Genomic DNA, 13,940 nt, shown 5'->3' with positions numbered 1-13,940 from the left:
CTCGACTCCCTCATCCGGCGGTTCAGGCGGTATGCGCTCCGAACAGCTTAGGCAGGGTGCCCTCGAACGCCTCGCGCAATTCGGCGAGTGTCACCGAGAACTGGCCCTGCACCTCGATGGAGTCCGAGCCCTGGTCGACCACGCCGATGCGCGCCCACGGCAGCTGACGCGCGTCGCACATCTTGGTGAAGCGGGTCTCCTCCGAGCGCGGCACCGCGACGAGCACGCGCCCGGCCGACTCGGAGAACAGCTGCACGAACGGGTCCGAGCCCTCGGGCAGCACGATGCGGCAGCCGGTCTCGCCCGCCAGCGCGGCCTCGACGACGGTCTGCGCCAGGCCGCCCTCGGACAGGTCGTGCGCGGCCGAGATCATGCCGTCGCGCGAACCCGAGGTGAGCACCTCCGAGAGCAGCTGCTCCCGGGCGAAGTCGACCTTCGGCGGCACGCCACCGAGGTGGTCGTGGGCCACCTGCGACCAGATCGAACCGTCGAGCTCGTCGTGGGTCTCGCCGAGCAAGATCAGCGATTCGCCGGGCTCCAGGCCCAGGCCGGTGGGGATGCGGCGGTGCACGTCGTCGATGACGCCGAGCACGCCGACCACCGGGGTGGGCAGGATGGCGTCCTTGCCGGTCTGGTTGTAGAAGCTGACGTTGCCGCCGGTCACCGGAATGCCCAGCGCCGCACAGCCGTCCGCCAGACCGCGCACGGCCTGCTGGAACTGCCACATCACGCCCGGATCCTCCGGCGAACCGAAGTTCAGGCAGTTGGTGACGGCCTTCGGGGTTGCGCCGGTGGTGGCGACATTGCGGAACGCCTCGGCCAGCGCCAGCTGCGCGCCGGTGTACGGGTCGAGCTTGGTGTAGCGGCCCGAGGCGTCGGTGGCCAGCGCGATACCGCGGCCGGACTCCTCGTCGATGCGCACCACGCCCGCGTCGGCGTGCTCGGCCAGCACGGTGTTGCCGCGCACGTAGCGGTCGTACTGCTCGGTGATCCACTTGCGGCTGCACAGCTGCGGGCTGGCGACCATGGTGAGCAGGGTCTCGCGCAACTCGTCGGCCGTCTTGGGCCGGGTGAGGTTCGCGGTGGTGTCGGCGATCAGCGCGTCCTGGGTGTCGGGACGCTGCACCGGGCGCTCGTAGACCGGGCCCTCGTGGGCGACGGTGCGCGGCGGCACGTCCACCACGGTCTCGCCGTGCCAGGTGATGACGAGGTGGTCGCCGTCGGTGACCTCACCGATGACGGTGGCCAGCACGTCGTGGCGCTTGCAGACGGCCATGAAGGCGTCCACGTTCTCGGGGGTGACGACCGCGCACATGCGCTCCTGCGACTCGCTCGACAGGATCTCGGCGGGGGTCATGTGCTTGGCGCGAAGCGGGACCTTGGTCAGGTCGATGTGCATGCCGCCGTCGCCCGCCGCGGCCAGCTCGGAGGTGGCGCAGGACAGCCCGGCGCCGCCGAGGTCCTGGATACCGACGACGAGTCCGGCCTTGTAGAGGTCCAGACAGCACTCGATGAGCACCTTCTCGGTGAACGGGTCACCGACCTGCACGGCGGGCAGCTTCTTGCGGCCGGTGCCGGTCTCCTCGCCGGAGAAGGTGTCCGAGGCCAGCACGGAGACGCCACCGATGCCGTCGAGGCCGGTGCGCGCGCCGAACAGGATGATCTTGTTGCCCGCGCCGGAGGCGAAGGCCAGGTGCAGGTCCTCCACGCGCATGGCGCCCGCGCAGAGCGCGTTCACCAGCGGGTTGCCCTGGTAGGAGGCGTCGAACACGGTCTCGCCGCCCACGTTCGGCAGGCCCAGCGAGTTGCCGTAGCCGCCGATGCCGCGGACCACGCCGTCGACCACGCGACGGGTGTCGGCCGCGTCGGCCGCGCCGAAGCGCAGCTGATCCATCACCGCGATCGGGCGCGCGCCCATCGCCATGATGTCGCGCACGATGCCGCCGACGCCGGTGGCCGCGCCCTGGTACGGCTCGACGTAGGACGGGTGGTTGTGGCTCTCGACCTTGAAGGTGACCGCCCAGCCGTCGCCGATGTCGACCACGCCGGCGTTCTCGCCGATGCCGGCCAGCATGGAGGCCCTCATCTCGGGGGTGGTCGTCTCACCGAAGTAGCGCAGGTGCACCTTGGAGGACTTGTAGGAGCAGTGCTCGCTCCACATCACGGAGTACATCGCCAGTTCGGCGTCGGTGGGCCGACGGCCCAGAATCTCCTTGATGCGGGCGTACTCGTCGTCTTTGAGACCGAGTTCCTTGTACGGCTGCGGAGCATCCGGGGTGGCTGCGGCGGTGGCGACGGTGTCGACCTGCAGTGTCACGGGAGACCAGGGTCCTTTCGGCCGGGGAACTTACCTGCAGAGTCTACTGGCGGCCTCATCACACCTGCGCTTCGGCCGGGCAACCACCCGTTAGTCTGACGCCGTGAACGAGAGTCCGGGGGTTGCCGAGCAGGTCGAGCCGCCTGTTTCCGCGCGTGGCGCGGTTCCGAGTTCCGCTCCGGCGGGGCCGTCGGCAAACCCACCTGAGCAAACAGCGCGCGACCGACGAAAGCGCCTGCTGGCCGTGGCGATCGGGCTGTTCGTGTTCTCCGCCGCGATCGCGCTGCTGGCGCACTGGTGGCACGGCTTCATCGACCTGCAGGTCTACCGCAACGGCGCCCGCGTGTGGCTCGACGGCGGCGACCTGTACGGGCCGATGCCGCCGGTCTACGGGCTGGGCCTGCCGTTCACCTATCCCCCGCTGGCCGCGGCGTTCTTCGTGCCGCTGGCGCTGATGCCGCTGGTCGTTGCCGAGATCGTGGTCTTGCTCACCTCGCTGCTGAGCCTGGCCGTCGCGCTGTGGCTGGTGCTGATCCGGGTGCGCCCCGGGCTGGACCGGATCTCGGTGTTCACCGTCGTGCTCGCCGGGCTCGGCCTGGCCCAGTACCTGGAACCGATCCGGCAGACCTTCAACTTCGGCCAGATCAACCTCGTGCTGATGGCCGCGATCACCCTCGACGCGCTGGTCCGCAAGCCGTTCTGGCCGCGCGGCATGCTGATCGGGATCACGGTGTCGATCAAGCTGATTCCGGCCGGCTACCTGCTGTACTTCGTGCTGCGCCGGGACTGGAAGGCGGTCGCGACGATGATCGTGTCCGCCGCGGGCGCGGTCGGCGTCGGCTTCCTGCTGTTCCCGAACGACTCGGTGCAGTACTGGTTCCACACCGTCACCGACACCGGCCGCATCGGCACGCCCTACTTCGCGGGCAACCAGTCGATCAAGGGCACGCTGTACCGGCTCGGCCTGGACGAGGCGCTGGCCACCGGGCTGTGGATCGCGCTGTCGGTGCTGACCGTCGGGCTGGCCGCGGTGTGGATGTACCGGCTCATCGGCGCCGGGCGCGATGTCGCCGCGCTGCTGGTCAACGCGGCGGCGGTGCTGCTGGTCTCGCCGGTGTCGTGGTCACACCACTGGGTGTGGGTGGCGCCCGCCCTCGTCGTCGCCGTGGACCAGGCCACCCGCCGCCGCTCGCGCGCCTTCACCACGGTGGTGGCGTTGTTCACGGTGATGTTCATCGTCGGCCCGCAGTGGGTGCTGCCACATTCGGCCGACAAGGAACTCGGCTGGGGCTGGTGGCAGCAGATCATCGGCAGCAGCTACGTGTGGACCACCTTCGCGGTGATCGTCTACGCGGTGTGCACCTACCACCCGGCCCGGAAAGCCCCCGCCGCACCGGAACTCGCCACCGCCTGACTCAGTCGACCGCCTCCGGCGTGAGGAACGCCGCCAACGCCGCGGCGTAGGCGGGCACGTCCGCGGCGCCCATCAGCTCGCGGCACGAGTGCATCGCCAGTTGCGGCGCGCCCACGTCGACGGTGGAGATGCCGGTGCGGGCCGCGGTCATCGGGCCGATGGTCGAGCCGCACGGCAGGTCGGCGCGATGGACATAGCGCTGCAACGGAACTCCGGCCTGGGCGCAGGCCAGCGCGAACGCGCCCGCGCCCGCCGCGTCGGTGGCGTAGCGCAGGTTCTGGTTGACCTTGAGCACCGGCCCGCCGCCGACCTCGATGCGGTGCGCGGGCTCGTGCCGGTCCGGGTAGTTGGGGTGGGTCGCGTGCGCCATGTCACCGGAGGCCACCACCGACCCGGCCAGCGCGGCCAGGTAGTCGGCCCGGCCACCGCCGCGGGCCAGCACGATCCGTTCCAGTACCGCGGGCAGCAGATCCGACTGCGCGCCGCGGTCGGACTGGCTGCCGACCTCCTCGTGGTCGAACATCACCAGCACCGGCATCGCGGCGCCCGGCTCGTCCACCGCGGCCAGGAACGCCTGCAGACCCGCGTAGCAGGTGCCCTGGTTGTCCAGCCGCGGCGCGCTCACCAGGTCGTGGTCGCGCCCGACGAGCGTGCTGTGCGCGAGGTCGTGGGTCATCAGTTCCCAGCCGAGCACGTCGCCGCCGTCGACCTCGGCCCGCTCGGCGACGAAGTCGAGGAAGGAACCGGGGGCGTCGCCGATCCCCCAGATCGCGTTCACGTGCCGCTGCGGGTCCAGCGTCACCCCGCGCCGGTCCTCGGACAGGTGGATGGCCAGCTGCGGCACCCGCAGGATCGGCTCGTCGATCCGGACCAGCACGTCGCGCATCCTGGCGCCGTCACGCACGCTCAGCCGCCCGGAGACGCCGAGCTCACGGTCCAGCCAGGAGTTCAGCCACGCGCCGCCGTAGGGCTCGAGCCCGACCAGCTGCCAGCCCGCGCCCGCCAGATCCGGATGCTGCTTCACCCGCAGGTTGGGGCTGTCGGTGTGCGCGCCGACCACCCGGAACGGGTCGGCGGGCGCGGCGTCGAAGTCGGCCCACGCGATCAGCGAACCACCGCGCACCACATAGTGTTTGCCGCCCGCGTCGTCCCAGGGCTGCGCCTCGCTCAGGGGCGTGAACCCGTTGGCGGCCAATTCGGCGGCCACCGTCGCGCAGACATGGAACGGTGAGGGCGAGGCATCGATGAAGGCGCACAGGCCACTGGGCGTCGCCGCGGTCAGGGATACAGGCACATCCGCGATCCTAGGCGCACGAACGCGCCCACCGCCGCCCGTTAATCACACCTCGGCGATGACGGCCAGCGCGGCGACCAATTCGTTGTAGCGGCGCGCGCCCAGGCGGGTGCGCAGTTCTTCCTCGGCGGATTGTTCCTGCGCGCGGATCTTGGCGACGAGTTTCGCGCCCAGACTGCTGAGCCCGATCAGGATGCGCCTGCGGTCGTCGGTGGCGGCGACCCGGAAGATCAGGCCGCGTTCGGCGAGGTGGTCGGCGTGCCGGGTGGCCGAGGACGGGGCCAGCCGCGCGGCGGCCGCCAATTCCGACATGGTCATGCCGTCGTCGGTCGACAACTGCGCCAGAATCGCCCAGTGATCGGCGCTCAGATTGTCCGCCGACAGCGCCGATTCGAGGCGGCGAACCCAGTTGCGCTCCGCCGAGCGCAGCGCGCCGTGCAGCGTGGAACACCCATTTATGATGGACACCGATTGCATTCCCACCCACCTGCCGACACATACATTCGAACATTCCTGTTCGCACTTCAGCGATAGAGTACAGAATGCCCACGTTCGACGAGAGTCGGGACGAGACGATCGAGATTCTCTCGATCGTGCCCACGCAGGGCCCGGGCGGGATCATCGCTCCGTCGTGCACCGCGGCAATTTCGCTGGCGGTCGACGAAATCAATAGTGGGACAGGAATTCTGGGCCGCGAAATTCGGCTCACCACCATCGACGGTGGACGCCCGCCCTACGAGGTGGCCACCGAGGTCGAGGCGTTCCTGGCGACCGGCATGGTCGGCGCGATCACCGGCTGGCACACCTCGGCGGTGCGCCGCGCGGTCGCCGACATCGTCGACAGCCGGGTCCCCTACCTCTACGCGACCGATCACGAGGGCCTGCCCGACGAGCGCCCGGGAGTGCTGCTGGTGGGCGAGCATCCCGACCATCAGACCGTGCCCGCCGTCGCGTGGCTGGCGCGCGAACTCGGAGTGCGCCGCTGGGCGGTGATCGGCAACGACTACATCTGGCCGCGCCAGACCGTCAACGCGCTGCGCCGGGCGCTGCCGTCGCCCGCCGACATCGTGGTCGAGCAGTACGTCCCGCTGGGCACCACCGATTTCCACGCGTTCCTGGACAGCCCGGCGCTGCTGCACGCCGACGCGGTGCTGATCCTGATGGTCGGCGCCGACACCGCCCGCTTCAACCGGCAGTTCACCGCGACCGGCCTGCCCGCGATCATGCCCAGGCTGAGCCCGGCGGTCGACGAGAACGTGCTGCTCAGCGCGGGCCCGGCGGCCAACCAGAACTTGTACGTGGCCTCGGGCTTCTTCGTCGACGAGCACTCCGCCGACGGCCGCGACCGGCGCGCCCGCTATCGCGCGCACCAGGGCGCCTTCGCCCCGGCCCTGACCACTTTCAGCAATTCCACCTACGAGGCGGTCCACCTGCTCGCCACGCTGGCCGACACGGTGGGCACCCTGGATGTGCCGACGATTTCGGCCCGGCTGGCCTCGGGCATCGCCCTGGACGGCCCGTCCACCCGCCGTGGCTTCGCCGGAAACCAAGCCGTCGGCCCCGCCTATCTGGCGCGGGCCGACGGAGTGGACTTCGACATCATCGACGAGCTGGACTGATCAGGCGTTGACCAGGCTGTCGAGGACCGAGTAGAACATGCCGAGGCCGTCGTCACTCGGGCCGGTGAGAGCCTCGGTGGCGTGCTCGGGGTGCGGCATCAGGCCGACGATGCGGCCGTTGGCCGAGGAGATGCCGGCGATGCCGCGCTGCGAGCCGTTCGGGTTGTCGCCCGCGTAGCGGAACACCACGCGGCCTTCGCCCTCGAGCTCGTCGAGCACCTGCGTCGACGCCTGGTAGCGGCCCTCGCCCGACTTCAGCGGGATGAGGATCTGCGCGCCCTGCTCGTAGCGGGAGGTCCAGGCGGTGTTCGTCGCCTCGACCTGCAGCCACTCGTCGCGGCAGATGAAGTGCAGGCCCTCGTTGCGGGTGAGCGCGCCGGGCAGCAGGCCCGCCTCGCACAGCACCTGGAAGCCGTTGCAGATGCCCAGCACCGGCAGGCCCTGACCGGCCGCGCGCACGACCTCGCCCATCACCGGCGCGAACCGGGCGATGGCGCCGCAGCGCAGGTAGTCGCCGTAGGAGAAGCCGCCGGGCACGATGACCGCGTCGACACCCTTGATGTCGGCGTCGGCGTGCCAGAGGCTCACGGCCTCCGCGCCGGCCAGCCGCACCGCGCGGGCCGCGTCGACGTCGTCGAGCGTGCCGGGGAAAGTGATGACGCCGATACGCGCGCTCACGAGACCCGCACGACCTTCCAGTCCTCGATCACCGTGTTGGCCAGCAGCGCCTCGGCGATCTGCTCGAGCTCGGCGTCGGAGACACTCTCGTCGACCTCGAGCTCGAAGCGCTTGCCCTGCCGCACATCCGAGATTCCGGCGAATCCCAGACGCGGGAGCGCGCCGACCACGGCCTGTCCCTGGGGGTCCAGGATCTCGGCCTTCGGCATGACCTCGACCACGACTCGTGCCACGCGTTGCTCCTCATGTGGTGTGGGGGTTACGCACAAATCCTAGTTGACCCGGCCGTCGTGCCGACGTTCCGGGGTCACCGCGGCTTAGCATCGGGTGTATGCGCATCGCCCACTTCGGTCATTCCTGCATCCTGGTGGAACTACACGGTGTGAAGGTGCTGTTCGATCCCGGCACCTTCGCGCACGGATTCGAGGGCATCACCGGGCTGGACGCGATCGCGGTGACCCACCAGCACCCCGACCACATCGATCCCACCCGGATCGAGGCGCTGATCGAGGCCAACCCCACCGCCCGCCTGCTGTCCGATCCGCAGACCGCCCAGCAGCGCAGCGAGGGCTGGGAGCCGGTCTCGGCGGGCCAGGTGCTCGACATCGGCGAGCTGCAGATCACCGGCGGTGGCGGACGCCACGCGGTGATCCACCCGGACATCCCGGTGATCGACAACACCGTCTTCCAGCTGGGCACCCGGTCCGATCCGGCGCAGCTGGTCCATCCCGGCGACTCGCTGTGGGTGCCGCCGGTGCCGGTGGGCGTGCTCGCCATCCCGGCCGCCGCCCCCTGGATGAAGATCTCCGACACCGTCGACTACCTGCGCGCGGTCAACCCGCGCACCGCGCTGCCGATCCACCACGGCATCATCGCGCCGCAGGCACAGGGCATCTACTTCGGCAGGCTGAGCGAAATGGCCCCGGCCGGCACCGAGTTCCGCGTGATCGAACCCGAGGACCAGGGCCAGTTCTGATCAGCGGTAGCTGCTCAGGAACAACGCCTCGGCCAGGGCCATGTGCTCGATCTCGGTGGGGTCCACGCTCTCGTTGGGCGCGTGGATCAGGCACTTCGGCTCCTCCACGCCGATCAGCATGATCTCCGCGTTCGGGTAGGTGTCGGCGAAGACGTTGCACAGCGGAATCGAGCCGCCCTGCCCCTCGGTGGTCACCGACCGGCCGTAGGAGGTCGCCATCGCCTGTTCCAGTGCCGACCGGGCGGGCCCGTGCTCGGCGGCGACGAACGGTTCGCCCAGCGCCTCGAGCTCGATGTCGAGCTGGGCGTTCCACGGCAGGTGCGCGCGCAGGTGCTTCTCCAGCAGGTCGTAGGCCTGCTTGGGCTCGGTGCCCGGCGGGATGCGCAGATTCAGCCGGGCCCTGGTGCTGGGCTGGATGGCCGCCGACGACCCGACCACCGCGGGCACGTCCATCCCGAGCACGGTCAGCGCGGGCCGGGCCCACACCATGTCGGAGACGGTGCCGCGGCCGAGCAGGTCGACGCCGTCGAGTACGCCCGCGTCGGCCCGGAAGTCCTCGGCCGGATACTGCGCGCCCGCCCACTGCTGGTCGTTGGTGAGCCCGTCGATGGTGGTGTTGCCGTCGGCGTCACGCAGTGTCGACAGCAGCTGGATCATCGCGGCGAGCGCGTCCGGCGCCGGACCGCCGAACATGCCCGAGTGCATCGGACCGGCCAGCGTCTTCACGGTGAGCACCACGTTCACCATGCCGCGCAGGGTCTGGGTGAACGTCGGCACGCCCACCGCGAAGTTGCCGCAGTCGGCGACCAGGATGGCGTCGGCGCGCAGCAGTTCCGGATTGGCGGCGACGAATTTCTCGAGTCCGCCGGTGCCCTGCTCCTCGGAACCCTCCGAGACCACCTTGATGCCGATCGGGAAGTCCGGCCCGATCGCCCGCAGCGCCGTGAGGTGGGTGACGATATTGCCCTTGCAGTCCGCCGCGCCGCGCCCGTACCAGCGGCCGTCCTTGTCGGTCAGCGTCCAGACCGGGGTGTGCCAGGCATCGTCGCCCAGCGGTGGCTGCACGTCGTAGTGGCAGTACAGCAGCACCGTCGGCGCGCCGTCCGGGGCGGGCTTGGACGCGATGACGGCCTTGCTGCCGTCGGGCGTCTCGTGCAGGCCGACCTCGGTGAGCCCGGCCGCGGCGAACGCGTCGGCCACCCACTGGGCGGTCTGCTCGCAGCCCTCCGGCGGGAACTGGCGCGGGTCGGCCACCGATTTGAGCGAGATGAGCTGGGCCAGATCGGTTTTCGCCCGGCCCATCAACCCGGCGACCTTGGTGCGCAGGGCAGCCACTTCGGGGGTGTCGGTCATCGATCACGCCTCACTTCGTCGTGTCGTCCAGTTTCAGGGAGTCCAGTTGAGAAAGGTAGTCCGACAACCGATCCGGGCAATAGGTGGCGATCGTCAAGGCCACCGCCTCGGTGGCGTCGCGCGGGCCGATCACCGGCCGCTGCCCCGGCCCGGACGCGCCGTTGGTGATGGCGGCCTGATACCTCGCCTTGGTCAACGCCGCACTCGGGTCCTGGCACACCGAGCCGCCGTCCTCGCCGAGCGCGTCGGCGATCACGTCGGCGTCCGGCGCGGGCAGCCCGGCGGCGAGCAGGCTGTTGTGCAGCTGTTCGGCCTTGTCCTGCGCCTTGGCGCTCTCCCGGATCTCGCTGAAGGTGAGCAGCCCGATCAGGGCGAACACCACCAGCAGCGCACCCGCCGTGATGTAGATCCAGCGCCGCTTGTGGTACGGGGCGTCTCCGGTGGTCATACCTGTTCTCCTTCCGGGACAGCGCGTTTCCAGCTCTCACTGCGGTTGCGATAGAACAGGTACGGGATCAGCAGGCCGACGATGCCCATGCCGCCGCCGACGATGAGCAGATACACCCACGGGCTGCCGGACCCGAACTGCGAGGGCGGCACGAAGCCGATGGCGAACGCCGCCACCGAGGACAGCGCGCCGAGCCCGCACAGCGCGAACAGCGCGGGCGCGCGATAGCCGCGCGGATGATCCGGATCGTCCCTGCGCAGCTTGGCGGCCGCGGCGAACATCAGCACGTACATGATCAGATACACCTGCGTGGTGATCACCGACAGAATCCAGTACGCGCTGGAGACATTCGGGATGAACGCGTAGAGCAGCGCGATGAAGGTGGTGAACACACCCTGCGCGACCAGCATGTTCTGCTGCACCCCGTGCTTGTTCATCGTGGTCAGCCACGGCGGTAGATAGCCCTCGCTGCGCCCGATCAGCAACAGCCCCTTGGACGGCCCGGCCAGCCAGGTGAGCATGCCGCCCACCGCGGCCGCCACCAGCGCGATGCCGACGATCGGGGTGAGGAACCCGATGCCGAAGTGGCTGAAGAACCCGTCGAAGGCCTGCATCACGCCCGCGGTGAGACTCAGGCTCGCCGAGGGCACCACCCAGCTGATCGCCAGCGCGGGCAGGATGAAGATGACCAGCACCAGGCCCATGGCCATGAACATGGCCTTCGGGAACTCCTTGGCCGGGTTCTTCAGCGACGACACGTGCACCGCGTTCATCTCCATGCCCGCGTAGGACAGGAAGTTGTTGACGATCAGCACCAGGCTCGCCAGACCGGTCCACGCGGGCAGCAGGTGCGACGAATCCATCGGCGCCGCAGACGGATTGCCCTGCGCGAGGAACACCAGGCCCAGCACCACCAGCAGCGTGCCCGGGATCAGCGTGCCGATCACCAGCCCCATGCTCGACAGGCCCGCCACCGTCTTGGTGCCCTGCGAGGACACGTACACCCCGGCCCAGTAGACGGTGATGATCACGATCGCCACATAGAGGCCGTTGGAGGCCAGGGACGGGTCGATGATGTAGGCGAAAGTGCTTGCCACATATGCGAGCAGGCTCGGATAGTAGAAGATCGTCATGGCGAATTGGCACCAGACGGCGAGAAAGCCGAGCGGCTTGTTCAAGCCCTCCCCGACCCATTTGTAGATGCCGCCCTGCCAGCCCGATGCCAGTTCCGCGGCGACCAGCGAGGTCGGCAGCAGGAACAGAATCGCGGGAATGATGTAGAGGAATACGCAGGCGAGTCCGTAGACCGCCATGGTGGGAGCGGACCGGAGGCTGGCCACCGAACTGGTGGTCATCAACGCCAAGGTCACCCAGGACAAATACTTCGTGGTATTCGCGGCTTTCGTCGCGGTGCCCGTCATCAGCGCTGCCTCCTGCTGTGGTCCTGCACAACTAGCGGAAACCCTTGATCACCTACTCATGCATAGTAACTGTCGAGCATCCTCCCGGTAGCCTCGAATCGAGGGCATATGCAACGGAATCGTTGCAGAATGCCTCCAGAGCAACCACCTGGCAGTGCACCCTCTGAGTGGAGGAACAGTGGCCGAGAATCTCGATCCCCATGACCTTTTCAGCCTCCCCGGATTCACCCGGCCCGCCCCGCACGGCGGATTCCCGATCTACGAGCTCTTCCCCGATGTCGCCTTCGAGATCGTGCACGACGAATTGATCCTCGACGGCGCGGCCAGAATGAACCTGGCGACCTTCTGCACCACCTGGATCGACGATCAGGCACGCAGGCTGATGGCCGAATCGATCGACAAGAACATCGTCGACAAGGACGAATACCCGCAGACCGCCGAACTCGAGAAGCGCTGCGTGCGCATGCTCGCCGACCTCTGGCACGCCCCCGACGCGGCGGGCACCCTCGGCACCTCCACCACCGGCTCCAGCGAAGCCGCCATGCTCGGCGGGCTGGCGGCCAAGTTCCGCTGGCGGGCCGCCGGCGGCACCGGTACCCCGAACCTGGTGAGCGGTCCGGTCCAGGTGTGCTGGGAGAAGTTCGCCCGCTACTTCGACGTGGAGCTGCGCCAGGTCCCGCTGCGCGACGGCCGCTACACCCTGCACCCCGACGACCTGCCGAAGTACTGCGACGCGAACACCATCGCCGTGGTACCCACCTTCGGCCAGACCTTCACCGGCCTGTTCGAGGACGTCGCCGCGATCAGCGCCGCCCTCGACGACCTGCACGCGGGCGGCGGCCCCGACATCCCGATCCACGTTGACGCGGCCAGCGGCGGTTTCCTCGCCCCGTTCACCGCCCCGGACCTGGTGTGGGACTTCCGCTTACCCCGGGTGAAGTCGATCAACGCCTCCGGGCACAAGACCGGCCTCGCGCCGCTCGGGGTGGGCTGGGCGATCTGGCGCGAGGCCGCCGACCTGCCGCGCGAGCTGGTCTTCGACGTCGACTACCTCGGCGGCAACATGCCGACGTTCAACCTGAACTTCTCCCGGCCGGGCGGGCAGGTGATCACCCAGTACTACGACTTCATCCGGCTCGGCCGGGCCGGCTACACCCGCGTGCAGTCCGCGATCTACCTCGTCGCACGGCATTTCGCGAAGGGACTGGCCCAGATCGGCCCGTTCGAGCTGATCCACGCGGCCGAGCCGGAACACGGCATCACCGCGGTGGCCTGGCGGCTGGCCGAAGGCGCCGACTACAACCTCTACGACCTGTCCGACCGGCTGCGCGCCCGCGGCTGGCTGATCGCGGCCTATCCACTGCCCGCCGACCGGCAGGACGAGACCATCATGCGCGCGGTGTTCCGGCACGGCTTCACCGTCGACATGACCGAACTGCTGCTCGCCGACATCCGCCGCGGGCTGCACCAACTCGCCGAGAACCCGTGGCGCACGCCGCTGACGAGGGCGCAGGCGGGCGGTTTCACCCACGACGCCGCCCCGGAAGTCCCGTGAAATGCGGCCACCGTCGCGCGCCTGATCGCCGACGCGCGCGACGGTGGCCGGTCAGGCAGCCCTGGCCGCGGTGAAGGGCTCCCAGCGGTAGACCTCGCTGCGCGCACCGTGATACAGCGCCAGGTCGACGGCGTCGAGCATCGCCTGCCGCGGACCCGACCGCTGCAACTGCGCGGCCGAGACCGCCAGCCGCAGCACGCCGCCGCGCCGCGCGGTGCGCTCGGCGCCCATTACCAGCGCCCGGCACCACCACGGCTCGGCACGGAATCCCTCACCGATTCCGTACACCCGCGCGCGCTGGGCCACATCGCGTTCCAGATCGAGGATGCTGGTGAGCCCGAGCGCCAGCCGGAACCCGACCTCGGGCAGCGCGGCCAGCGCGCCCGCCGAGGCGTCCCAGCGCGGTGCGGCGAACAGGCGGGTGCGCAACTGCACCTGTTCCATCACCCGGTCGGCCGCCTTGAGCCGCAGGGTGGCCTCGTGCCGGGGCAGGCTCGCGAACTCGGCCCTGCGCCGTTTGGTGGCGGCCTGGTCGTAGCCGTGCAGCACGATCGCGTCGCCCTCGTGCCTGCGACCGCGCAGCCACGACTGGGTGGCCGGATCGTCGAGCAGCCGGTACTTGCCCTTCAACCGGGGCGCCACCAGCAGCGACAGCCGCACATTCCGCTGGTCCATCTCCGCCGCGAACTCGATCGCGGCGTCGCGCGTCGTGTCCCGGATCCCCGATACGGAAACGATCAGCTCAGCGTTCATGGACCTACGGTGTCAGCCCCGGGTGACGCCCGAGTGCTGCACCGATGACGCCCCGACGAACATCGGCGCACGGTTCACCCGAAAACAAGACGAGACGTTCCGTCTTGACAAA

General features: G+C 69.5%; 13 protein-coding genes. 4 read left to right on the top strand and 9 right to left on the bottom strand.

Annotated elements, in window-relative coordinates:
* Positions 1-22: 22 nt before the first annotated feature.
* Entirely contained in the window at positions 23-2,317 is a 2,295-nt protein-coding gene (purL, locus tag EL493_RS06620; protein WP_019044827.1) for a phosphoribosylformylglycinamidine synthase subunit PurL, read from the bottom strand.
* A 244-nt stretch (positions 2,318-2,561) separates the two neighbouring features.
* On the opposite strand from purL, the gene EL493_RS06615 reads away from it, so the two are divergent.
* A complete protein-coding gene (locus EL493_RS06615) occupies positions 2,562-3,731 on the top strand; it encodes a glycosyltransferase 87 family protein (protein WP_019044826.1) in 1,170 nt (389 codons plus the stop codon).
* A 1-nt stretch (position 3,732) separates the two neighbouring features.
* On the opposite strand, the gene EL493_RS06610 is transcribed toward EL493_RS06615, so the two are convergent.
* Together EL493_RS06610 and EL493_RS06605 are read right to left on the bottom strand one after the other, a co-directional pair.
* Positions 3,733-5,025, bottom strand: a complete 1,293-nt coding sequence (locus EL493_RS06610) for a M18 family aminopeptidase (protein WP_022565849.1) — start codon at positions 5,023-5,025, stop codon at positions 3,733-3,735.
* A 45-nt stretch (positions 5,026-5,070) separates the two neighbouring features.
* Entirely contained in the window at positions 5,071-5,502 is a 432-nt protein-coding gene (locus tag EL493_RS06605; protein WP_019044824.1) for a MarR family winged helix-turn-helix transcriptional regulator, read from the bottom strand.
* 65 nt (positions 5,503-5,567) lie between these two features.
* Between EL493_RS06605 and EL493_RS06600 the strand changes: the two genes are divergently transcribed.
* A complete protein-coding gene (locus tag EL493_RS06600) occupies positions 5,568-6,644 on the top strand; it encodes a substrate-binding domain-containing protein (protein ID WP_019044823.1) in 1,077 nt (358 codons plus the stop codon).
* Here the strand turns inward: EL493_RS06600 and purQ are convergent, their stop codons facing one another.
* Together purQ and purS are read right to left on the bottom strand one after the other, a co-directional pair.
* Positions 6,645-7,322 carry a phosphoribosylformylglycinamidine synthase subunit PurQ gene (gene purQ / locus EL493_RS06595; protein ID WP_019044822.1) on the bottom strand — a complete coding sequence of 226 codons (678 nt, stop codon included), beginning with the start codon at positions 7,320-7,322 and terminating at the stop codon, positions 6,645-6,647.
* Positions 7,319-7,555 carry a phosphoribosylformylglycinamidine synthase subunit PurS gene (gene purS / locus EL493_RS06590; RefSeq protein ID WP_022565847.1) on the bottom strand — a complete coding sequence of 79 codons (237 nt, stop codon included), beginning with the start codon at positions 7,553-7,555 and terminating at the stop codon, positions 7,319-7,321. Before purS ends, purQ begins: the two co-directional genes overlap by 4 nt.
* 98 nt (positions 7,556-7,653) lie before the next feature.
* Here purS and EL493_RS06585 point away from each other — a divergent pair, with 98 nt between their 5' ends.
* Positions 7,654-8,298, top strand: coding sequence for an MBL fold metallo-hydrolase (locus EL493_RS06585; RefSeq protein ID WP_019044820.1), 645 nt, complete (start codon positions 7,654-7,656; stop codon positions 8,296-8,298).
* On the opposite strand, the gene EL493_RS06580 is transcribed toward EL493_RS06585, so the two are convergent.
* From EL493_RS06580 to EL493_RS06570, 3 genes are read right to left on the bottom strand one after another with little or no spacing between them, the layout of a single operon-like run.
* Positions 8,299-9,651, bottom strand: coding sequence for a dipeptidase (locus tag EL493_RS06580; RefSeq protein ID WP_019044819.1), 1,353 nt, complete (start codon positions 9,649-9,651; stop codon positions 8,299-8,301).
* 10 nt (positions 9,652-9,661) lie between these two features.
* Positions 9,662-10,099: a hypothetical protein gene (locus EL493_RS06575; protein ID WP_019044818.1), complete on the bottom strand. Its 438-nt coding sequence runs from the start codon at positions 10,097-10,099 to the stop codon at positions 9,662-9,664.
* A complete protein-coding gene (locus tag EL493_RS06570) occupies positions 10,096-11,454 on the bottom strand; it encodes an APC family permease (protein WP_232017277.1) in 1,359 nt (452 codons plus the stop codon). The genes EL493_RS06575 and EL493_RS06570 overlap by 4 nt, the downstream gene beginning before the upstream one ends.
* A 244-nt stretch (positions 11,455-11,698) precedes the next feature.
* On the opposite strand from EL493_RS06570, the gene EL493_RS06565 reads away from it, so the two are divergent.
* Positions 11,699-13,075 carry a glutamate decarboxylase gene (locus tag EL493_RS06565; protein WP_019044816.1) on the top strand — a complete coding sequence of 459 codons (1,377 nt, stop codon included), beginning with the start codon at positions 11,699-11,701 and terminating at the stop codon, positions 13,073-13,075.
* A gap of 51 nt (positions 13,076-13,126) precedes the next feature.
* On the opposite strand, the gene EL493_RS06560 is transcribed toward EL493_RS06565, so the two are convergent.
* The gene (locus EL493_RS06560; RefSeq protein WP_019044815.1) at positions 13,127-13,828 is read right to left on the bottom strand and encodes a DUF2334 domain-containing protein; all 702 of its coding nucleotides are present in this window, start codon (positions 13,826-13,828) and stop codon (positions 13,127-13,129) included.
* Between the last annotated feature and the right edge of the window lie 112 nt (positions 13,829-13,940).

This window comes from Nocardia asteroides (genome assembly GCF_900637185.1).
GTDB classification, from domain to species: Bacteria; Actinomycetota; Actinomycetes; order Mycobacteriales; family Mycobacteriaceae; genus Nocardia; species Nocardia asteroides.
The sequence above is the reverse complement of the archived record's forward strand: the minus strand, read 5'-3'. Positions and strand labels throughout refer to the sequence as shown.